Source organism: Methylibium sp. (assembly GCF_031393925.1).
Lineage (GTDB): Bacteria > Pseudomonadota > Gammaproteobacteria > Burkholderiales > Burkholderiaceae_C > Methylibium.
Genome location: NZ_JANMWL010000038.1, coordinates 21,169 through 42,034 on the forward strand (window position 1 = coordinate 21,169; position 20,866 = coordinate 42,034).

Annotated in this window: 23 protein-coding genes, 1 tRNA gene and 1 pseudogene; 3 read left to right on the forward strand and 22 right to left on the reverse strand. The window is 65.3% G+C overall.

The features are described from left to right. Positions 1-63 precede the first annotated feature (63 nt). Positions 64-693: a c-type cytochrome gene (locus tag RMO12_RS02610; RefSeq protein WP_309638102.1), complete on the reverse strand. Its 630-nt coding sequence runs from the start codon at positions 691-693 to the stop codon at positions 64-66. 87 nt (positions 694-780) lie between these two features. Between RMO12_RS02610 and yihA the strand changes: the two genes are divergently transcribed. Then, positions 781-1,503 (forward strand): ribosome biogenesis GTP-binding protein YihA/YsxC, encoded by a 723-nt coding sequence (gene yihA / locus RMO12_RS02615; RefSeq protein ID WP_309638103.1) that lies wholly within the window; start codon positions 781-783, stop codon positions 1,501-1,503. Between the two features lie 70 nt (positions 1,504-1,573). Continuing rightward, a complete protein-coding gene (locus RMO12_RS02620; RefSeq protein WP_309638104.1) occupies positions 1,574-2,461 on the forward strand; it encodes an alpha/beta hydrolase in 888 nt (295 codons plus the stop codon). Positions 2,462-2,497: 36 nt separating this feature from the next. Here RMO12_RS02620 and RMO12_RS02625 read toward each other — a convergent pair. The 6 genes and pseudogenes from RMO12_RS02625 to scpA all read right to left on the reverse strand — a co-directional run. Continuing rightward, positions 2,498-3,334 (reverse strand): annotated as a pseudogene (locus RMO12_RS02625) (capsule assembly Wzi family protein); the annotation flags it as partial. A gap of 69 nt (positions 3,335-3,403) precedes the next feature. Next, positions 3,404-3,886 (reverse strand): VOC family protein, encoded by a 483-nt coding sequence (locus RMO12_RS02630; RefSeq protein WP_309638105.1) that lies wholly within the window; start codon positions 3,884-3,886, stop codon positions 3,404-3,406. An 11-nt stretch (positions 3,887-3,897) separates the two neighbouring features. Beyond that, positions 3,898-5,928, reverse strand: coding sequence for an acetyl/propionyl/methylcrotonyl-CoA carboxylase subunit alpha (locus RMO12_RS02635; protein WP_309638106.1), 2,031 nt, complete (start codon positions 5,926-5,928; stop codon positions 3,898-3,900). Positions 5,929-5,948: 20 nt separating this feature from the next. Then, positions 5,949-7,481 carry an acyl-CoA carboxylase subunit beta gene (locus RMO12_RS02640; RefSeq protein WP_309638107.1) on the reverse strand — a complete coding sequence of 511 codons (1,533 nt, stop codon included), beginning with the start codon at positions 7,479-7,481 and terminating at the stop codon, positions 5,949-5,951. A gap of 6 nt (positions 7,482-7,487) precedes the next feature. Continuing rightward, positions 7,488-8,498, reverse strand: a complete 1,011-nt coding sequence (meaB, locus tag RMO12_RS02645; RefSeq protein ID WP_309638108.1) for a methylmalonyl Co-A mutase-associated GTPase MeaB — start codon at positions 8,496-8,498, stop codon at positions 7,488-7,490. A 6-nt stretch (positions 8,499-8,504) separates the two neighbouring features. Further along, positions 8,505-10,658 (reverse strand): methylmalonyl-CoA mutase, encoded by a 2,154-nt coding sequence (gene scpA / locus RMO12_RS02650; protein ID WP_309638109.1) that lies wholly within the window; start codon positions 10,656-10,658, stop codon positions 8,505-8,507. Positions 10,659-10,762: 104 nt separating this feature from the next. On the opposite strand from scpA, the gene RMO12_RS02655 reads away from it, so the two are divergent. After that, positions 10,763-11,458 (forward strand): GntR family transcriptional regulator, encoded by a 696-nt coding sequence (locus RMO12_RS02655; RefSeq protein ID WP_405029603.1) that lies wholly within the window; start codon positions 10,763-10,765, stop codon positions 11,456-11,458. Positions 11,459-11,515: 57 nt separating this feature from the next. Here RMO12_RS02655 and RMO12_RS02660 read toward each other — a convergent pair. The 15 genes from RMO12_RS02660 to rplF form a co-directional block, all read right to left on the reverse strand. Then, a tRNA-Met gene (locus tag RMO12_RS02660) sits at positions 11,516-11,592 on the reverse strand. A 44-nt stretch (positions 11,593-11,636) separates the two neighbouring features. Next, complete coding sequence (gene dsbD / locus RMO12_RS02665; protein WP_309638119.1) at positions 11,637-13,631, reverse strand: protein-disulfide reductase DsbD; 1,995 nt, start codon at positions 13,629-13,631, stop codon at positions 11,637-11,639. Between the two features lie 6 nt (positions 13,632-13,637). After that, positions 13,638-14,036, reverse strand: coding sequence for a 50S ribosomal protein L17 (gene rplQ, locus RMO12_RS02670; RefSeq protein ID WP_309625361.1), 399 nt, complete (start codon positions 14,034-14,036; stop codon positions 13,638-13,640). Between the two features lie 112 nt (positions 14,037-14,148). Beyond that, positions 14,149-15,150 carry a DNA-directed RNA polymerase subunit alpha gene (locus RMO12_RS02675; RefSeq protein WP_309625360.1) on the reverse strand — a complete coding sequence of 334 codons (1,002 nt, stop codon included), beginning with the start codon at positions 15,148-15,150 and terminating at the stop codon, positions 14,149-14,151. Between the two features lie 154 nt (positions 15,151-15,304). Beyond that, complete coding sequence (rpsD, locus tag RMO12_RS02680) at positions 15,305-15,928, reverse strand: 30S ribosomal protein S4 (RefSeq protein ID WP_309625359.1); 624 nt, start codon at positions 15,926-15,928, stop codon at positions 15,305-15,307. Between the two features lie 208 nt (positions 15,929-16,136). Further along, positions 16,137-16,541, reverse strand: coding sequence for a 30S ribosomal protein S11 (gene rpsK / locus RMO12_RS02685; RefSeq protein WP_309625358.1), 405 nt, complete (start codon positions 16,539-16,541; stop codon positions 16,137-16,139). A gap of 51 nt (positions 16,542-16,592) precedes the next feature. Next, positions 16,593-16,958, reverse strand: coding sequence for a 30S ribosomal protein S13 (rpsM, locus tag RMO12_RS02690; protein WP_309625357.1), 366 nt, complete (start codon positions 16,956-16,958; stop codon positions 16,593-16,595). 31 nt (positions 16,959-16,989) lie between these two features. Then, the gene (rpmJ, locus tag RMO12_RS02695; protein ID WP_309625356.1) at positions 16,990-17,103 is read right to left on the reverse strand and encodes a 50S ribosomal protein L36; all 114 of its coding nucleotides are present in this window, start codon (positions 17,101-17,103) and stop codon (positions 16,990-16,992) included. 52 nt (positions 17,104-17,155) lie between these two features. Beyond that, positions 17,156-17,374: a translation initiation factor IF-1 gene (gene infA, locus RMO12_RS02700; RefSeq protein WP_011830996.1), complete on the reverse strand. Its 219-nt coding sequence runs from the start codon at positions 17,372-17,374 to the stop codon at positions 17,156-17,158. 22 nt (positions 17,375-17,396) lie between these two features. Next, positions 17,397-18,707, reverse strand: a complete 1,311-nt coding sequence (gene secY / locus RMO12_RS02705; protein ID WP_309638110.1) for a preprotein translocase subunit SecY — start codon at positions 18,705-18,707, stop codon at positions 17,397-17,399. Positions 18,708-18,744: 37 nt separating this feature from the next. After that, positions 18,745-19,176, reverse strand: a complete 432-nt coding sequence (gene rplO, locus RMO12_RS02710; RefSeq protein WP_309638111.1) for a 50S ribosomal protein L15 — start codon at positions 19,174-19,176, stop codon at positions 18,745-18,747. Positions 19,177-19,197: 21 nt separating this feature from the next. Further along, positions 19,198-19,380, reverse strand: a complete 183-nt coding sequence (rpmD, locus tag RMO12_RS02715; RefSeq protein WP_309625353.1) for a 50S ribosomal protein L30 — start codon at positions 19,378-19,380, stop codon at positions 19,198-19,200. 20 nt (positions 19,381-19,400) lie between these two features. Continuing rightward, positions 19,401-19,919: a 30S ribosomal protein S5 gene (gene rpsE, locus RMO12_RS02720; protein WP_309625352.1), complete on the reverse strand. Its 519-nt coding sequence runs from the start codon at positions 19,917-19,919 to the stop codon at positions 19,401-19,403. Positions 19,920-19,952: 33 nt separating this feature from the next. Continuing rightward, entirely contained in the window at positions 19,953-20,318 is a 366-nt protein-coding gene (gene rplR / locus RMO12_RS02725) for a 50S ribosomal protein L18 (protein ID WP_309625351.1), read from the reverse strand. A gap of 11 nt (positions 20,319-20,329) precedes the next feature. Beyond that, a complete protein-coding gene (rplF, locus tag RMO12_RS02730; RefSeq protein WP_309625350.1) occupies positions 20,330-20,863 on the reverse strand; it encodes a 50S ribosomal protein L6 in 534 nt (177 codons plus the stop codon). Positions 20,864-20,866 lie beyond the last annotated feature (3 nt).

Here is a 20,866-nt window from a genome sequence, read left to right on the forward strand (position 1 = left end):
CGCTGGAGCGCCGCAACCGCAACCGCAACCGCAACCGCAACGTGGCAGCGCTGGTGCGCGGCGTCAGCGCAGGCCGGCGACGTAGTCGGCCAGCGCGTCGATCTCGCGGTCGCTCAGGCGCGACGCAATGACAAGCATCGGCGTGCTGTTCGTTCGCACCTCGCGGCGGAAGGCGTTGAGCTGCGCCTTGGTGTACTCGGCATGCTGGCCGCCCAGGCGCGGGAAATGCGACGGGATGCCGGCGCCGTTGGGGCTGTGGCAGCCGGCGCAGGCCGGCACTTGCTTGTCGGCGATGCCGCCACGGTAGATGCGCTCGCCCAGGGCCACCAGTTCCTTGTTCCTGGCAAAGCCCGGCTTGGCCTGCTTGCCGGCGTAGAAGCCGGCCACGTTGCGCATGTCGTCGTCGCTGAGCGCCGAGGCGAAGCCCTTCATGATGACGTTGTCGCGCGCGCCCGACTTGAACTCGGCGAGTTGCTTGGCCAGGTATTCGGGGTGCTGGCCCTGCAGGATCGGGTTGGCCGGGCTGCCGCGCGAGCCGTCGGCGCTGTGGCAGGCGGCGCACACCGCGGTGGAGACGGCCTCGCCCTTCTTCAGGTCGGGCGGCGCCTTGGGCTTGGTCTCGGTGGCCAGGGCCGGGGCAACCGATACGGCGGCGAACAAGGCGGCGAACAAGAGCGACAGGGCTGACTTCATGGGCAAGCGTTCGATCTGAAGAGCGCACCGACGGTGCAACAAAACGCGCGCGGGACCCCGGCGCAGCCCGCGATTTTACAATGCCGCATGCACGCGCCCACCTCGGCGGCCCCGGACCCCGCCAAGTTGGCGCTGGCCTGGACCCACACCGCCCGCTTCCTCACCACCGCCGCCCAGCTGGTCCACCTTCCCGTCAACGAGCTGCCCGAGATCGCCTTCGTCGGCCGCAGCAACGCCGGCAAGTCGACCGCGATCAACCGGCTCACGCAGCAAAAGCGCCTGGCCTTTGCCTCCAAGACGCCGGGCCGCACGCAGCACATCAACCTGTTTGCGCTCGGCCCGAAGGACGCGCCCGATGCGCTCTTCGCCGACCTGCCCGGCTACGGCTATGCCGCAGTCGCGCGCGGCGCCAAGCTGCGCTGGCAGAAGGTGATGGCCGACTACCTGGAACTCCGGCGCAGCCTCTCGGGGGTGGTGCTGATGGTCGACTCGCGGCTCGGCTTCACCGAACTCGACCAGCAACTGCTCGCCTTCGTGGCACCGCGCGTGGGCACCGGCGAGATCAAGCTGCTGGTGCTGCTGACCAAGGCCGACAAGCTCAACCGCCGCGATGCCGACGCCGCCCTGGCCGCGGCGCAGACGCTGCTCGGCCAGCTCGCCACCGACGACGCCGACCTCAGCATGACGCTGTTCTCGGCGCTGAGCCGGCGCGGCATCGACGACGCGGCACAGGTGTTGCACGCCTGGGCGCATCCGCCGGCGCCGCCTGCGCAGCACGCCGAAGACACCCAAGACAACGTCACCGGCTGACCCGGCGCTCCGGCCCGAAGGCAAGCCCTCGAGTCGCGGCTCAAAGCGGGCCACCCAAGGAGGTATTTACATGGCTTTCCCGATCGAGACCTTCGACATTGCCCTGCCGCACGGCGTGCGCCTCGCCTGCCGCGCCACGGGCGCGCGCAACGCGCCGGTGCTGGTGTTCCTGCACGGCTTTCCCGAGGCCGCATTTATCTGGGACGAACTGCTGCTGCACTTCGGCCAGCGTTTCCGCTGCGTGGCGCCCAACCTGCGCGGCTACGGCGGCTCGTCGGCGCCCGCCGAGGTCGAGGCCTACCGCGCCAGGCACCTGGTGGCCGACGTGGCCGCGCTCATCGTCCAACTGGGCGCGCCGCTCGAAGCGCTGGTGGGGCACGACTGGGGCGGCGCGGTGGCCTGGAGTCTGGCACTGCAGCAGCCACAGCTTCTCGAGCGGCTGGTAGTCATTAATGCGCCGCATCCCGGCCCCTTTTTGCGCGACCTGCAAGACGACGCGGCGCAGCAGGCCGCCAGCGCCTACATGAACTTCTTCTGCCGCGCCGATGCGCAAAGCCTGCTGGCCGAAAACGACTACGCGCGCCTGTGGCCCTTCTTCACCAACATGGGCGGCGCCGCCTGGCTGGACGAGCAGGCCAAGGCACGCTATCGCACCGAGTGGGCGCGTGGCCTCACCAGTCCGCTCAACTACTACCGCGCCTCGCCGCTGCGCCCACCGACCGCCGCCGACCCGGCCGCAAACAAGATTTACTTCGAGCCCGAGCAGATCACCGTGCGCGTGCCCACCACGGTGATCTGGGGCGAGCGCGACACCGCGCTACTGCCCAAGCTGCTCGACGGGCTCGGGCAATGGGTACCCCAGCTCGACGTGGTGCGCATGCCCGACGCCAGCCACTGGATCGTCCACGAGCAACCCGCGCGCGTGGCGCGGGCCATCGAGGCGGCGCTCGGCGGCTGAGCCGGCGCGACGCGCCCGGCCCGCGCGCGACCGCGCTCAGTCGAGCAGCGCGCCGGCCGCGCCCAGCGGCACGAGCACGCTGGCCTGCAGCCCGACACTCGACCGCGGCCCCGGCGCGTAGCGCTGCACCGACAGGCCCACGCTCCAGTCGAGCCCGGCGCGGGTGGTGGCGAGTTCCAGGCGCAGGCCGCGCAAGGTGCCACGCTCGCCGAACAGAGCATTCAGCGGCTCCGTCCCTTGTTCATTGACGCGACCGTCGAACACCGCCATGCGAACGCGCTTGCAGTCGTCGGCACAGGCCGGCACCCAGGCCAGGCCGAGCGTGAACAGCCGCCCGCCACCGCCAATGCCCGCCCCGATCGGCAGGCCGTCGTGGTAGTAGCCGTCGACATAGCTGCCATGCCGGTAGGCCGGTGCCGGCGCACGTCCGCTGCCCAGGCCGAATTCGCGACTGAGCAGGGTGTCGCTGCCTTCGACGCTCCATTCCAGCCGGCCGTCGCGCCACGGTTGCTTGAGCTGTAACCCGGCCGTGGCGATGCGCCGCGATGGCAGCTTGCTGGCCTCGTCCTCGCCGATCAGCTGTGCATGGCCGACCCAGGCCCAGCCGCCCTCGCTGCGCCCGGCCAGCCGCAGGTCGATGCCGGCCAGCTCGTTGCTGGGGTCGGAGCCGCGCTCGGCGTCTTCGACGTTGGTGCGTGCCAGCACGGCGTCGGCCAGCGCCCGGGTGCCGCGTGGGCGGCCCTCGCCGCCCCACTGGAGGTGGCGGCTCAGGCCCAGCTCCACGCCCGCGAAAGGCCGTGCATAGACACGCATGCCCAGCATCTGCGTGCCCGGCGGCCGGTAATCGCGCAATTGCCCGAGCGAGAACTCGTAGCCCCAGGGGCCGAAGCCTCAATGGAGTCGGCTTGTGAACGAAAAACTTCTATCTGAACAGTATTGCGGCTAGCTGGCGGTGGCAGCGTGCCGCGCGGCGGCGGCGATCACGTCGGCAGGCGCTTGCACGAGTTCGATCAGCACGCCTTCGCCACCACGCGGAAACTCGTCATTGCCTTTGGGGTGAATGAAGCAGATGTCGTGGCCGGCCGCGCCGCGGCGAATGCCGCCCGGCGCGAAGCGCACGCCGCTCGCGCTCATCCACGCGACGGCCGCAGGCAGGTCGTCGACCCACAGGCCCACGTGATTGAGCGGCGTCTGGTGTACGGCCGGCTTCTTGTCGGCGTCGATCGGCTGCATCAGGTCGACCTCGACGGCGCTCACGCCGCTGCCGAGCGCGCAGATGTCCTCGTCGACGTTCTCGGGCTCGGAGCGAAAGCTGCCGGTGACCGTGAGGCCCAGCAGGTCGACCCAGAGCGCGCGCAGACGCTCTTTGTCGGCGCCGCCGATGGCGATCTGCTGCAGCCCGAGAATGCGAAACGGCTTGTCCATCGTCACATCCTTCAGTCAAAGCGCAGGATCGGCTGGTCGACCGCGAGACTCGAACCCTTGGCGGCCAGCACTTCGGCAACGGTTGCATCCTGCGAAGCGAGCAAGATGTTCTCCATCTTCATGGCTTCCACCACGGCCAGCTTCTCACCGGCCAGCACGCGCTGGCCGACCTGCACCACCACGTCGGCCAGCAGGCCGGGCATGGGCGCGAGCAGGAACTTGCTGGTGTCGGGCGGCGCTTTGTAGGGCATGAGCTTGTGCAGCGCCGCGGCACGCGGCGACAGCACCAACGCGTCGATGCGCGAGCCGTTGTGCCCGACGCGCAGCGTCAGGCCTTGACGCTCCACTTGCGCGGTGAACGGCTGACCGTTGCACAGGCCGGTGGTGCGCGTCTGGCCGTAGCTCCAGTTGCTCTTTTGAAATTCGTAGCGTTTGGCGCCGACGGTGACGTTCACCGAACCGTTGGCCTCGGCGCGCACCGGCACGTGGCGATCCTTGTCGACCGCACCGCGCACCACCACCACGTAGTCGTCACCGATGCGCACGCCATGGCCGGGCATTTGCCCACTGATGCCGGCGGCGCGCACGAGGTAACGCCGGTTCACCGCGGCGGCCAGCGCGATGAGGAAGTCGGGGTCGTCATGCGCCACATCCTCGGCCCGAAAGCCGCTCGGGAAATGCTCGGCGATGAAGCCGGTGCTGAAGTCCCCGGCAACGAACTTCGGGTGCGCCAACAACGCCGCCTGGAACGGGATGTTGCTGTTGATGCCGCGAATCACGAAGGCGTTGAGCGCCTCGCGCATCTTCGCGATCGCGTCATGGCGGTCGCGTCCATGCACGATCAGCTTGGCGATCATCGAGTCGTAGTGCATCGGAATTTCGCCGCCTTCATAGACGCCGGTGTCCACGCGCACCCCGCCGTCCGCAGGCCGGGGCACAGCCGCCTCCATCGTCTGCGTTGGCGGCTGGTACTTCACCAGCCTGCCGGTGGAGGGAAGGAAGTTGCGCAAGGGATCCTCGGCGTTGATGCGGCATTCGATCGCCCAGCCTTCACGCTTGATTTCGCTTTGCGTGAAAGGCAGCTGCTCGCCGGCCGCCACGCGGATCATCAGCTCCACCAGGTCCAGGCCGGTGATGCATTCGGTGACCGGGTGCTCCACCTGCAGCCGCGTATTCATCTCGAGGAAGTAAAAGCGCTGATCCTTGCCGACCACGAACTCGACCGTGCCGGCGCTCTGGTAGTCCACCGCCTTGGCAAGTGCCACGGCCTGCGCGCCCATGGCCTGGCGCGTGGCCTCGCTGATGAAGGGGGAAGGCGCCTCCTCGATCACCTTCTGGTGGCGGCGCTGGATCGAGCATTCGCGCTCCCACAGGTAGACGCAGTGGCCGTGCGCATCGCCCAGCACCTGGATTTCGATGTGGCGCGGCTCCTCGACGAACTTTTCGATGAAGACGCGGTCATCGCCGAAGCTGCTCAGCGCCTCGTTGCGGCAGGAGTTGAAGCCTTCGTGCGCCTCCTTGTCGTCGTGCGCAACACGCAGGCCTTTGCCGCCGCCGCCGGCACTGGCCTTGATCATCACCGGGTAGCCGATGTCGCGCGCGATCTCGACCGCGCGCTCGGCCGATTCGATCGCGTCGTTCCAGCCCGGGATGGTGTTGACCCTGGCCGCGTTGGCGAGCTTCTTGGAAGCGATCTTGTCGCCCATCGCGGCGATGGAATGGTGCTTCGGTCCGATGAAGACCAGGCCCTCGTCTTCCACCTGCTTGGCAAATGCTGCGTTCTCGGACAGAAAGCCGTAGCCGGGATGAATGGCCTCGGCGCCGGTCTGCTTGCACGCGGCAATGATCTTGTCGCCCAGCAAGTAGGACTGGCGCGAGGGCGCCGGGCCCAGCAACACGGCCTCGTCGGCCAGCTCGACATGACGCGCGTCGCGGTCGGCTTCGGAATACACCGCCACGGTCTTGATGCCGAGCTTCTTGGCCGTCTTGATGATCCGGCACGCGATCTCGCCACGGTTGGCGATGAGGATCTTCTTGAACATGCGTGACCCCTGCTCCTTGCTCACAGCGGAATGTTCCCGTGCTTGCGCTTGGGGTTCTCTACCAACTTGCCGCGCAGCATCACCAGCGAGCGGCAGATGCGCTTCCTGGTTTCGTGCGGCTGGATCACGTCGTCGATAAAGCCGCGCGCGCTGGCGACGAAAGGGTTGGCAAAGCGCGCCTTGTATTCGGCCTCGCGCGCGGCCAGCTTCGCCGGGTCGGTCTTGTCTTCGCGAAAAATGATCTCGACCGCGCCCTTGGCACCCATCACCGCGATCTCGGCGTTGGGCCAGGCGAAGTTCACGTCGCCGCGCAGGTGCTTGGAACTCATCACGTCGTACGCGCCGCCGTAGGCCTTGCGGGTGATCACCGTCACCTTGGGCACGGTGCATTCGGCGTAGGCGTACAGCAGCTTGGCGCCGTGCTTGATGATGCCGCCGTATTCCTGGCTGGTGCCCGGCATGAAACCCGGCACGTCGACGAAGGTCACCACCGGGATGTTGAAGGCGTCGCAGAAGCGCACGAAGCGCGCCGCCTTGATGGCGCTGCGGATGTCCAGGCAGCCGGCCAGCACCAGCGGCTGGTTGGCGACGATGCCCACCGTCTGGCCTTCCATGCGCACGAAGCCGATGAGGATGTTCTTGGCGTATTCCGGCTGCAGCTCGAAGAAGTCGCCGTCGTCGGCCACCTTCACGATCAGCTCCTTCATGTCGTAGGGCTGGTTCGGGCTGTCGGGCACCAGCGTGTCGAGCGAGAAGTCCAGGCGCTCGGCCGCATCGCCGCTCGGACGCACCGGCGCCTTCTCGTCATTGCTGAGCGGCAGGTAGTTGTAGAAGCGCCTGAGCATCAGGATTGCCTCGACGTCGTTGTCGAACGCCAGGTCGGCCACGCCGCTCTTGGTGGTGTGGGTGATGCCGCCGCCCAGCTCCTCTGCCGTGACCTCCTCGTGCGTCACCGTCTTCACCACCTCGGGGCCGGTGACGAACATGTAGGAGCTGTCTTTGACCATGAAGATGAAATCCGTCATGGCCGGCGAATACACCGCGCCACCGGCGCACGGGCCCATGATCAGGCTGATCTGCGGTATCACGCCCGAGGCCATGACGTTGCGCTGGAAAACCTCGGCGTAACCGCCCAGCGAGGCCACGCCTTCCTGGATGCGCGCACCGCCCGAGTCGTTGATGCCGATGACCGGAGCGCCGACCTTCATGGCCTGGTCCATCACCTTGCAGATCTTCTCGGCGTGCGCCTCGGAGAGCGCGCCGCCGAAGACGGTGAAATCCTGGCTGAACACGAACACGAGGCGGCCGTTGATCATGCCGTAGCCGGTGACGACGCCATCGCCCGGCACTCGCATGCCTTCCATGCCGAAGTCGTGGCAGCGATGCTCGACGAACATGTCCCATTCCTCGAAGGTGCCCTCGTCGAGCAGCAGGTCCAGGCGCTCGCGCGCGGTGAGCTTGCCCTTGCCGTGCTGCGCATCGATGCGCTTTTGGCCGCCGCCCATGCGCGCCTTGGCACGCATGGCTTCGAGCTGTTCGATGATGTCGTGCATCGCGTTTCAATCCTTCGGAAGTTTGTCGTCGGAATCCATCAGGTCGAGCAGCCGGCGCGCCGCAACCGAAGCGGCCATGCGCCCGGCCTGCACGTCGGCGCTGGTGCTCGCCAACACCGCGCGCACGCCTCCATGGGCATTGAAGCGCGCATGCAAACCGGCTTCGATGCGCTCCCACATCCAGGCGCAATTCTGTTGCTGGCGGCGCTTGTCGAACCAGCCGTCGGCGCGCTGCTGTTCGCTAAAGCGCTCCACCGCATCCCAGAACGCCACCAAGCCCTCGCCGGTGAGCGCGCTGAGTTGCAGCACCTCGGCACGCCATGCGCCGCCGCGGTGCCCGTGCAACTGCAGCGCCGACGAAATCTGCGCGCGCGCGCGCGCCGCGGCGGCGTCGTCGAGGTCGGATTTGTTGACGACCACCAGGTCGGCGACCTCCATCACGCCCTTCTTGATGGCCTGCAGGTCATCGCCCGCGTTGGGCAATTGCAGCAGCGCGAACAGGTCGGTCATGCCGGCGACGGCGGTCTCGCTCTGGCCAACGCCGACGGTCTCGACGATCACCACGTCGTAGCCGGCAGCCTCCACCACCAGCATCGACTCACGCGTCTTCTCGGCCACGCCGCCGAGCGTGCCACTGGCGGGGCTGGGGCGGATGTAGGCGCGCGCATGGACCGAAAGCCGCTCCATGCGCGTCTTGTCGCCGAGGATGGAGCCGCCTGAGATGGCGGACGACGGGTCGACCGCGAGCACGGCCACGCGGTGGCCGCGCTCGATGAGAAACAGTCCGAGCGCCTCGATGAAGGTCGACTTGCCGACGCCCGGCACGCCCGAGATGCCGAGCCGCAACGACTGGCCGCTGGCCGACAGAAGCGTGTTCAGCAAGCCGTCGGCCCGCGCACGGTGGTCGTCGCGGCGCGATTCCAGGAGGGTAATGGTCTTGGCGATCGCGCGACGCTGCGCCGGCCCGGCCGGCCCGAGCACAGCCTCGACCAGCAGCTGATCCGCCGGGCTCGACATCGGCGCTCAGGCCGCCGCGAGCGACAGGCGTATCTGCTCTAGCACGTCTTTCGCCGAGGCGGGAATCGGCGTGCCCGGGCCATAGATGCCCTTGACGCCGGCCTCGTAGAGAAAGTCGTAGTCCTGCGGCGGGATCACGCCCCCGACGAAGACGTTGATGTCGCCCGCGCCCTGCTTGCGCAATTCTTCGATGATGGCCGGCACCAGCGTCTTGTGGCCGGCTGCGAGCGTGGAGACGCCCACCGCATGCACGTCGTTCTCGATCGCCTGGCGGGCGCACTCTTCGGGGGTCTGGAACAGCGGGCCGATGTCGACGTCGAAGCCCAGATCGGCGAAGGCGGTGGCCACTACCTTGGCGCCACGGTCATGTCCATCCTGGCCGAGCTTGGCGATCATCACGCGCGGGCGGCGGCCCTCGCTGCGCGCAAAGTCTTCGATCTCGCGCTTGAGCTTGTCCCAGCCCTCGGCCGAGTCGTAGGCGGCCGCATACACACCGGTCACTTTCTGCGTGTCGGCGCGGTGGCGGCCCCAGACCTTTTCCAGTGCGTCGGAGACTTCGCCGACGGTCGCACGCAGGCGCATCGCCTTCACGCCGAGATCGAGCAGGTTGCCCTCGCCGCTCTCGGCGCACTGAGTGAGCGCGTCGAGCGCGACATGCACCGCAGCGGCGTCACGGCTGGCACGGATGTTCTTCAGCCGCTCGATCTGGCTGTCGCGCACCGCGTGGTTGTCGATGTCCCGGAAGTCCAGCCTCGGCTCGTTCTCGAGCTTGTACTTGTTGACGCCGACGATCACGTCCTTGGCCGAGTCGATGCGAGCCTGCTTCTCGGCCGCACTTGCCTCGATCTTGAGCTTGGCCCAACCGGAGTCGACCGCCTTGGTCATGCCGCCCATCGCCTCGACCTCCTCGATCAGCGTCCAGGCCGTGTCGGCCATTTCCTGCGTGAGCCGCTCCATCGCATAGCTGCCGGCCCAGGGGTCGATCACGTCGGTGATGTGCGTCTCTTCCTGAATGATGAGCTGGGTGTTGCGCGCGATGCGGGCCGAAAACTCGGTGGGCAACGCAATCGCCTCGTCAAAACTGTTGGTGTGCAGCGACTGCGTGCCGCCGAACACCGCCGCCATGGCCTCGATGGTGGTGCGCACGATGTTGTTGTAGGGGTCCTGCTCGGTGAGGCTCCAACCGGAGGTCTGGCAATGTGTGCGCAGCATCAGGCTCTTGGGGTTCTTGGGCGCGAACTCCTGCATGATCTTGGACCACAGGCCGCGTGCGGCGCGCATCTTGGCGATCTCGAGATAGAAGTTCATGCCGATCGCCCAGAAGAACGACAGGCGCCCGGCGAATTCGTCGACGTCCAGGCCCTGGGCCAGCGCGGTGCGCACGTACTCCTTGCCGTCGGCCAGCGTGAGCGCCAGTTCGAGCGCCTGGTTGGCACCGGCTTCTTGCATGTGGTAGCCGGAGATGGAGATCGAATTGAACCTCGGCATCCGCCGCGCGGTGTAGGCAATGATGTCGCCGACGATGCGCATCGAAGGCTTGGGCGGGTAGATGTAGGTGTTGCGGACCATGAACTCCTTGAGGATGTCGTTCTGGATGGTCCCCGAGAGCCGGTCCTCGGCCACGCCCTGCTCTTCGGCCGCGACGATGTAGCCGGCCAGCACCGGCAGCACGGCGCCGTTCATCGTCATCGACACGCTCACCTTGTCGAGCGGTATGCCGTCGAACAGGAGCTTCATGTCCTCCACCGAATCAATCGCGACTCCGGCCTTGCCGACGTCGCCCGTGACGCGCGGATGGTCGCTGTCGTAGCCGCGGTGCGTCGCCAGGTCAAAGGCGACGCTCACGCCCTGCGCGCCGCCGTCGAGCGCCTGGCGGTAGAAGGCGTTGGATTCCTCGGCGGTGGAGAAGCCCGCGTACTGGCGAATGGTCCAGGGCCGCACCGCGTACATCGTCGGCTGCGGACCGCGCACGAAGGGCGCGAAACCGGGCAGGGTGTCGGCCTCCAGACCCTGCAGGTCAGCCGCGGTGTAGAGCGGCTTGACGACGATGCCCTCTGGCGTCGTCCAGTGCAGCGCTTCGACCTGGCCGCCCGGCGACTGCTTGGCGGCTGCGCGCTGCCAAGCGACCAGGGCGTCGGAGGAAGCGAGAGATTCGGACATGGTCTTGCAGCGCCGCAGGCTGGACAGTAACGAAGCATCGCATCATAATTCAAAATTGAATTACAGCCAGCCGCCTGTCCAACTACTTTTGGGCGGCGCCCCTCATGATTGCACTGACCCTCGATCCTGCCAAGCCTTCGCGCCCTGACGGTGGGGCGCCGATGCCCGAGCGCGCGCTTTATGAGCAGGTCGCCGAGGTCTTGCGCAGCAAGATTTTTTCGCACCGACTCGGACCCGGCAGCTGGATCGACGAGAAGGCGCTAGCCACCGAATACGGCATCAGCCGCACACCGCTGCGCGAAGCCCTCAAGGTGCTGGCGGCGGAGGGTCTTGTGACGATGAAGCTGCGCCGCGGCGCCTACGTCACCGAAGTTTCGGAGCGCGATCTCGCTGAGGTGTTCCACCTGCTGGCGCTGCTGGAAAGCGACGCAGCGGGCGTCGTCGCGGCCCGAGCGACGCCCGAGCAACTGGCCGAGCTCGAGGCGCTGCACGCCCAACTCGAAAGCCACCTCGGTGACCGCGATCTGTTCTTTGCCGCCAATGAGCGCTTTCATCTGCGCCTGTTGGAGTTGGCCGACAACCGCTGGCGTCTGCAGATGGTGAGCGACCTGCGCAAAGTCATGAAACTTAACCGCCACCATTCGCTGTTTAAGCAGGGTCGGCTGGAGGCTTCGTTGAACGAGCACAGACGCATCATGGCGGCGCTGCGGGCGCGCAACGCAGAGCGTGCGCAGCGGCTCATGCTTGACCACATCGCGAACGGCAAGGAAGCCGCAGCAAGCGCCTCGACAACGTCCTGAAATGCGAAACGCCCACTGAAGAGCGGGCGTTTGTCTTGGGCCGAAGCCCTGATTTTTTGGTTGCGGGGACAGGATTTGAACCTGCGACCTTTGGGTTATGAGCCCAACGAGCTACCAGACTGCTCCACCCCGCGACTGAAGCGTGAATGGTAACACGCCGCTCACTCTTTCAGTGAGCTCAGAGCCCTGCGGAAGTGAGGCTCTTTGCAAATCTTTCGGGGTTCTGGAAACCGATCACGCGCACGCCCTCCAACTCGCGACCGGTGGAATCGAAAAACACGATCCCCGGCGGGCCAAACAGCTTGAAGCGTTTAAGCAGTGCGCGATCAGCGTCGCTGTTTCGGGTGACATCGGCTTGCAGCAGCAGGGTCTTATCGAGGCGCGCGCGAACGGCAGCATCGGCGAACGTGAACCGTTCCATTTCCTTGCAACTTACGCACCAGTCAGCGTAGAAATCGAGCAGCACCGGTCGATCGGCCATGCGCAACACCGCGTCGAGCTCTTCCACCGAAGAGACGCGCCGGAAAACGCTTGCGGGGTTGCCGTTCGGGCCCGGCATCGCGCGGCCATCGGATAGGCTTTGTACCGTCGACGTCGTCGCGGATAGCGCGGCCGTCCGCGCGAAGGGCTGCAAGGGCTGCAGGGGGTCGTGCGCCCCGGCGGCCGCGCCGACGATCTGCGCCCCGCCGGCCACGGCGAGAACAATGCCTGCGGCCTGTCCGAGGCGAGCAAAGGCTCCGACCGCATCGCCGAGCCGATCAAACGCTCGCAGGAACACGGCCACCGCAACCAGCAGCGCGCCCCAGCCGGCCACTGCCAACGCTGCGGGCAGCACCGGGCTGAGCGTCCACCATGCAACGGCCAACAACAACAGGCCGAAGAAGCGCTTGACGGTCTCCATCCACAGCCCGGCGCGTGGCAGCAAAGAGCCGGCCGACGCGCCGACGAGCAAGAGCGGCACGCTCATCCCTGCGGCCAGCGAGAACAACGCCGTGGCGCCGAGCGCCACGTTGCGTGTCTGGCTGATGTAGAGCAGGGCACCCGCCAGCGGCGCGGCGACGCAGGGGCTGACGATGAGCGCCGACAGGCCCCCCATGGCCAGCACGCTCAGTGTGTGCCCCCCGCTGAGGCGGCTCGACGACGTGGCAAGGCGATCGCGCAAGCTTGCCGGCAGCTGCAGCTCGTAGGCGCCGAACATCGACAGCGACAGCAGCGACAGCAGCACGGCGAAACCGCCCAGCACCCATGGGTTCTGCAGCGTCGCTGCCAGCCCTTCGCCGGCCAGCCCAGCCGCAACGCCCAGCGCGGTATAGACAGTGGCCATGCCTAGCGAATAGGCCAGCGCCAGCCGCAGGCCATGCCCACGCGTAGCGGTAGCGCCGCCCCCATGGCCGACGATGATCGATGACAGGATCGGCAGCATCGGCAACACGCACGGCGTGAACGAGAGCAGCAGCCCGGCGACGAAGAAAACACCGACGACGACCCAGAAGCGACCGCTGCGCAACGCGCCGTCGACGCTCGCATCCCCGCTGTTGACGGCCGCAGCGGCGCTGGGCGAAGGCGTGGAGGCAAGCGGCAGCGCCGCGTTTGCCGACGCTTCCGGCCGGGTCTCGTCGACCAGCACGCGCACGCTACCGTCGCCGCCAAAGCCCGCCAGCTGAACCGCGGCAGCGCTGACCATCGGCGGGTAGCACAGTCCCTGGTCGGCGCAGCCCTGGCTGGTGACGAGCAGCCGGAACGTTGTCGGCGCCGCGGTCACGGGCAGGCGAACGACAACGCGAGCACGATAGGTCTCCACGTCCTTCTGGAAGGTTTCGTCGAACTTAACCTTGCCCGCGGGCAACTGGGCTTGACCCAACGCGACGCCGTCACCACTCGCTGCGAACTTGAACTGTTCTCGATAGAGGTAGTAGCCGTCGGCGACGGTGAAGCCGACTTCCACGGTGCGCTCGTCGAGCGCGCGCGCATCAAAGCGAAAAGCCTGTTCCGGCGGCAGGAAATCTTCGGCCGCACCGGTCCACGCCGTCACGCACAACAGGAGCAGCAGCAACGCTCGCAACGACAGTCGGAACAAGATCATGGCCCTAGGGCGACGATGGGTGAACGTGAGGTGATGGTAGCCAGATTGCGGAAAGGCCAGCTTGCGCTGGCCTTTGTCGTCGTGGGTCACCAAGCCTTACTCGGCCTGTTCAGCTGAACCCTCGCCTGCTGCGGACTCGGGCCGATCGACCAGCTCGACAAAAGCCATCGGCGCATTGTCACCGACGCGATAACCCATCTTGAGGATGCGCGTGTAGCCGCCCGGGCGTGCCTTGTAGCGCGGGCCCAACTCGGCAAACAGCTTCATGACGACGTCGCGGTCACGCGTGCGGTCGAAGGCGAGTCGACGATTGGCCAACGTCGACTCCTTGGCCAACGTGATGAGCGGCTCGACCACGCGTCGAAGCTCCTTGGCCTTGGGTACGGTGGTTTTGATCGCTTCGTGCGTGAGCAGCGAGTTGGCCATGTTGCGCAGCATGGCGAGCCGGTGCGCGGATGTGCGGTTAAGTTTGCGAAGTCCTTGACGGTGACGCATGGTGCTTGTCCTTTCGTTCTAGAAACCGCCAGCCGGATCAGGTACTGGTGGGTGCACCGGGTTGCCCGAACGGCAACCCCATCGATGACGGCGCGCTCGCCGTCTGTTTGTTTTAACGCTTGTCCAGGCCCAGCGGCGGCCAGTTTTCCAGTCGGCCGCCGAGCGTCAAGCCGCGCGAGGCGAGCACTTCCTTGATCTCGTTGAGCGACTTGCGGCCCAGGTTCGGAGTCTTCAGCAGTTCGGTCTCGGTGCGCTGGATGAGGTCGCCGATGTAGTAGATGTTTTCGGCTTTCAGGCAATTGGCCGAGCGCACGGTCAGCTCGAGCTCGTCGACCGGGCGCAGCAGGATGGGGTCGAACTGCGTGCTGCGCTGAGCGGCCGGCTGGTCGATGAAAGCAAGGTCGCTGCCCTCGAGCTGGGCGAACACGGCGAGCTGCTCGACCAGGATCTTGGCCGAGGCGCGGATCGCTTCCTCGGGCGTGATCGCGCCGTTGGTTTCGATCTCCATGACCAGCTTGTCGAGGTCGGTGCGCTGCTCGACGCGGGCACTTTCGACCGTGTAGCTCACCCGGCGCACCGGCGAGAACGAGGCGTCGAGAACGATGCGCCCGATCGACTTGGTCGGCTCGTCGCCAAAGCGGCGCATCGTGCCCGGCACGTAGCCGCGGCCCTTCTCGACCTTGATCTGCATGTCGAGCTTGCCGCCCTGCGACAGGTGCGTGATGACGTGCTCGGGATTGATGATCTCGACGTCGTGCGGCGTCTGGATGTCACCAGCCTTGACCGGGCCCTCGCCCTCCTTGCGCAGCACCAGCGTGACCTCGTCACGGTTGTGCAGGCGAAACACCACGCCCTTCAGGTTGAGCATGACGTGTACGACGTCTTCCTGTACGCCGTCGATCGCCGAATACTCGTGCAGCACACCGGCGATGGTCACTTCGGTCGGCGCGTAGCCGACCATCGACGACAGCAGCACGCGGCGCAGCGCGTTGCCCAGGGTGTGGCCGTAGCCGCGCTCGAAAGGCTCGAGCGTGACCTTGGCGCGGTGCGCGCCCTTGGCGGCACTGAGCGGCTCGACGTTGATGGCTTTGGGTTTGAGCAGATTGGTTTGCATCAGGTCTTCCTGTCATTACCCTCGGCTCGTTACACCGATAAGGCTGATGGCGCACCGGGAGCGCCGCCTTGCGGCGACGTTGAACCCGGACCGGGAAAGGAGCTGCGCGGTGCTGGGCACGACCTCTCGGCCCGCCCCGCACCGCGCTGGAAACTCAGCGTGAGTACAACTCGACGATCAGCGCTTCCTTGATGTCGGCGCCGAACTCGTCGCGATCGGGCGTCTTCTTGAAAACGCCTTCGAGTTTGGTGGCGTCGACCTGGACCCAGGCAGGCATGCCGATCGACTCGGCCAGCTTGAGGGAGTCGGTTACGCGCAATTGCTTCTTGGCCTTGTCGCGCACCGACACCACGTCGCCGGCCTTGACCAGATAGGACGAAATATTGACGACCTGGGCATTGACCGTGATGCCCTTGTGCGACACCAGTTGGCGAGCTTCGGCGCGCGTCGATCCGAACCCCATGCGGTAAACCACATTGTCCAGGCGCGATTCGAGGATCAGCAGCAGATTCGCTCCAGTGTTGCCTTTGCGGCGCTCGGCCTCGGCAAAGTAGCGGCGGAACTGGCGCTCAAGCACGCCATACATGCGCTTGACCTTCTGCTTCTCGCGCAGCTGCAGTCCGAAGTCGGAAGTGCGCGAACCCGAGGTGCGACCGTGTTGGCCAGGTTTGGTCTCGAATTTCGACTTGTCCCCAATGGCGCGGCGAGCACTCTTGAGGAACAGGTCGGTGCCTTCACGGCGAGACAATTTGGCCTTGGGGCCGAGGTAACGTGCCACGTTGCTTCCTTCAGTTTCTGACGTGACGGGCGACCGCGGGGGTCGCCTCACGCGAGTCTGGCGAGTGTTCTTGGAGGACGCTCAGACGGTGGGCTTGATCACGAAGCCTTGCGGCTTCAGCGAAAACTGCCGGTTGGCACTGTGTGCCGACCGGCAACCGAAAAACCGCGTATTTCAGCGCGGCGGTCCCGGAGGACTTGAACCGAATTCAGATCCGACGGCGCTTTTGCGGGCGACAACCGTTGTGCGGCACTGGCGTCACGTCGGCGATGGAGACGATGCGAATTCCCAGCGCGGCCAAGGCACGCACCGACGATTCGCGGCCCGGACCAGGCCCCTTGATTTCGACCTCGAGGTTCTTTATCCCCTGATCTTGGGCGGCTCGACCGGCGACCTCGGCTGCGACCTGAGCCGCAAACGGAGTCGACTTGCGCGAGCCCTTGAAACCCTGACCACCGCTCGAAGCCCAGGCCAGCGCGTTGCCCTGGCGGTCGGTGATCGTGATGATGGTGTTGTTGAACGACGCGTGAACGTGCGCGACACCGTCTGCCACGTTCTTGCGTACCTTCTTGCGCACGCGCTGGGCGGCGGAATTGGTAGGTGCTTTGGCCATGCTTGACTCTCTTAAAACTGCGGGCGATTCGTCGGGCGAGTGCGGCGCGGCTTACTTTTTAAGCGCGGCCGCCGACTTGCGCGGACCCTTGCGGGTGCGAGCGTTCGTACGGGTGCGTTGACCGCGCATCGGCAGACCACGGCGGTGGCGAATTCCACGGTAGCAGCCCAGGTCCATCAAGCGCTTGATGTTGATCGTGGTTTCACGGCGCAGATCACCCTCGATCGTGATGCGGCCCACCTCTTCGCGAATCTTCTCGAGATCCGTGTCGGTGAGATCCTTGATCTTCTTGGTGCGCGCGATGCCGCAGTTGTCGCAGATCTTCTGCGCCGTCGTGCGGCCAATACCGAAAATCGCCGTCAAGCCAATTTCGGCGTGCTTCTGCGGCGGAATATTGATGCCAGCAATTCGTGCCATGTTCGTCCTCTGTCTTTCTTGCGCCGTGCGATCAGCCTTGGCGCTGCTTGTGGCGTGGGTCGGTGCATATCACGCGCACCACACCCTTGCGGCGGATGACCTTGCAATGGCGGCACATCTTCTTGACCGATGCGGCTACTTTCATGATCTTCTCCTTGGCCTCTTGCGCTCTAGCGGATTGCAGCTTTTCTCAGGTCTCACTTCGCCCGAAATACGATGCGAGCGCGACTCAAATCGTAGGGCGTGAGCTCCACGGTCACCTTGTCGCCGGGAAGGATGCGGATGTAATGCATGCGCATTTTTCCGGAGATGTGCCCCAGCACGACGTGCCCGTTCTCGAGCTTCACGCGGAAGGTCGCATTGGGCAGGTTCTCGAGAATCTCGCCCTGCATCTGGATGACGTCATCCTTGGACATGTGTGTGTCGACAGTTCCTTGTTCAGCCGGCCTTGAAATTGGCCTTCTTGAGCAGCGACTCATACTGCTGAGACATTACGTAACTTTGCACCTGGGCCCAAAAGTCCATCGTCACCACGACAATGATCAACAACGAGGTGCCCCCGAAATAGAACGGCACGTTGTACTTCAGTACCAGGAACTCAGGCAGCAAGCAGACTGCCGTGATATAGACCGCGCCGCCAAGCGTGAGCCGGCCAAGAATCCGATCGATGTGCCTGGCGGTCTGGTCGCCCGGACGGATGCCCGGAATGAAGGCCCCGCTCTTCTTGAGGTTGTCGGCAGTCTCGCGACTGTTGAACACCAGCGCGGTGTAGAAGAAACAGAAAAACACGATGGCCGCCGCATACAGCATCACGTAGATCGGCTGTCCGGGCGACAGCAGACCTGCCAGATCCTTCAGCCAGCGCAACCCGTCGCCGGTGGCAAACCAACCCACGACCGTGGCCGGCAGCAAGATAATCGACGACGCGAAAATCGGCGGGATCACGCCCGACATGTTGATCTTGAGCGGCAGGTGAGACGACTGGCCACCATAGACGCGGTTACCCACCTGTCGCTTGGCGTAGTTCACCAGTATCTTGCGCTGGCCACGCTCGACGAATACGACCACGTAGGTCACACCGATCACGATCGCGATGATGAACAACGCGGCGACGATGCTCATCGCCCCGGTTCGCACTAATTCAAAAAGACCTGCAATGGCGCTCGGTAGACCCGCCGCGATACCAGCAAAGATGATGATGGAAATGCCGTTGCCAAGGCCGCGTTCGGTGATCTGCTCGCCGAGCCACATGAGGAACATCGTGCCGGCCACCAGGCTGACGACCGAGGTCATGCGAAACCCGAACCCGGGGCTGATCACAAGACCTTGCGAACCTTCCAACGCCAGCGCAATACCGAGCGATTGGAAAATCGCCAAGCCCAGCGTTCCGTAGCGGGTGTACTGGGTGATCTTGCGACGTCCGCTCTCGCCTTCTTTCTTCAACGCCTCGAGGCTCGGCACCACGTAGGTCATCAGCTGCATGATGATCGACGCCGAGATGTAGGGCATGATGCCCAGCGCGAAGACGGTGAAGCGCGACAACGCCCCACCCGAGAACATGTTGAAAAGGCTCAGGATTCCGCCCTGCTGCCCCTTGAAGAGCTGCTGCAACTGAGCAGGATCGATTCCAGGCACGGGTATGTGCGCACCGATGCGGTAGACGACAAGCGCCAGCAGCAAGAAAACAAGCCGGCGACGCAGGTCGCCGAACTTGCCGCTCTTGGCCAGTTGATTCGCGTTCGTTGCCACTGCGCTGAAATTCCGTTGTGCTCGCTTGGCCCGGGCCTCAGGCCACCAAGCCGCCAGCGGCTTCGATCACCGCCTTGGCGCCGGCCGTCGCGCCGACACCTTTGAGCATCACCTTGCGGGTCAACTCGCCCGACTTGATGACCTTAACGACCTTGGCGCGCGCGCCGATCAGGCCCGCCTGCTTGAGCGTCGGCACGTCGATTTCGTCCACTGCCAAAAGTTGAAGATCGGCCAAGCTCACTTCGGCGTTGTACTTGAGAGTGAGTGACTTGAAACCACGCTTGGGAAGGCGGCGCTGCAGCGGCATCTGGCCGCCTTCGAAACCGACCTTGTGATAACCGCCAGCACGCGACTTTTGACCCTTGTGCCCACGACCCGCGGTCTTGCCCATGCCCGAGCCGATGCCACGGCCGACACGACGCTTGGCATGCTTGGCGCCGGAGGCCGGCTTGATTGTATTGAGTAGCATCGTCTTCTCCGCACCGGCGCCTTACAGCACCCGCACCAGGTAGCTCACCGCGTTGATCATTCCGCGCACGGCCGGCGTGTCTTCGAGCACGCGCTCACTGCCGATCTTGCGCAGACCCAGACCGCGCACCGTCGCTCGATGCGACTCCTTGGTACCGATCGGGCTGCACACTAGCTTGACCTTCAAGGTCTTCTTGTCCGTCATGTCGTTCTCCGGGGCGCGGCTCACTTGAAGATCTCTTCAACCGAGAGACCGCGCTTGGAAGCCACCTCGGAGGGAGTCGTCGAGCGACGCAATGCGTCGAACGTGGCCCGTACCATGTTGTAAGGGTTGCTCGTGCCGAGACTCTTGGCCACGATGTCGGTCACTCCCATCACTTCGAACACCGCGCGCATAGGGCCACCGGCGATGATGCCGGTGCCCGGCACTGCCGGAGACAACAGCACCTTGGCGGCGCCATGCTCGCCCGTCACGTTGTGGTAGACGGTGCCGTTCTTCAGGCTGACCTTGACCATGTCGCGACGCGCGGCATCCATCGCCTTGGTCACGGCCACGGGGACTTCCTTGGCCTTGCCCTTGCCCATGCCGACGCGCCCGTCGCCATCGCCAACGACTGTCAGCGCCGCGAAACTCATGGTGCGCCCGCCCTTGACCACCTTGGTCACGCGGTTCACCTGAATCATCTTTTCCTTCAGACCATCGTCGCGGCCTTCGTCGGCGATGCGCGGTTGAAACTTAGCCATGTCGTATTCCTCTTCGCTGTACGGTGCGGCGGCTCAGAACTGCAAACCGGCTTCGCGTGCCGCGTCGGCCAGAGCCTTCACGCGACCGTGATAGGCAAAGCCGGCGCGGTCGAATGCAACCTTGTCGACGCCGGCCGCCTTGGCCCGCTCTGCAATACGCTTGCCGATGATCGCGGCCGCGGCGGCGTTGCCGCCCTTGCCCGCGCCACCGAGTTGCGAGCGCACTTCCTTCTCGGCGGTCGAGGCACTCGCAAGCACCTTCGCACCATCGTCGGAAATCACGCTGGCATAGATGTGCAGGTTGGAGCGGAACACCGTCAGGCGCGCCGTCTTCTGCAACGCAATGCGCACCCGGGTCTGCTTGGAGCGACGCAGGCGCTGATCTTTTCGGTTCAACATCGTGCGGCTCCTTACTTCTTCTTGGTCTCTTTGAGTGAGACCTTTTCGTTGGCGTAGCGGATGCCCTTGCCCTTGTAGGGCTCGGGTGGACGGATCGCGCGCACTTCAGCTGCAATCTGCCCCACCGCCTGACGATCGGATCCCTTGATCAAAATTTCGGTCTGAGTGGGGCACTCGACCTTGATCCCGACCGGCATGTCCTTGACGACCGGATGCGAAAAACCGACCTGCAAGTTCAGTTTGGCGCCCTGGGCCTGGGCACGGAATCCCACGCCAACCAAAGTGAGCTTCTTTTCGAAACCCTTGCTCACACCGCTGACCATGTTGGCCACCAGCGCGCGCATCGTGCCGGACATCGCATTTGCTGCGGTCGACTCGTCGACCGGCGCGAAGCTGACCTTGCCGTCGTCGTTCTTGACCGTGACAAGCCGGTTCACCGGACGCACCAGCGTCCCCAGCGAACCCTTGACACTGATGTGCTCGGTCGTCACGGCCACATCCACACCCTTGGGGACGAGGATGGCCATTTTTCCTACGCGGGACATTCT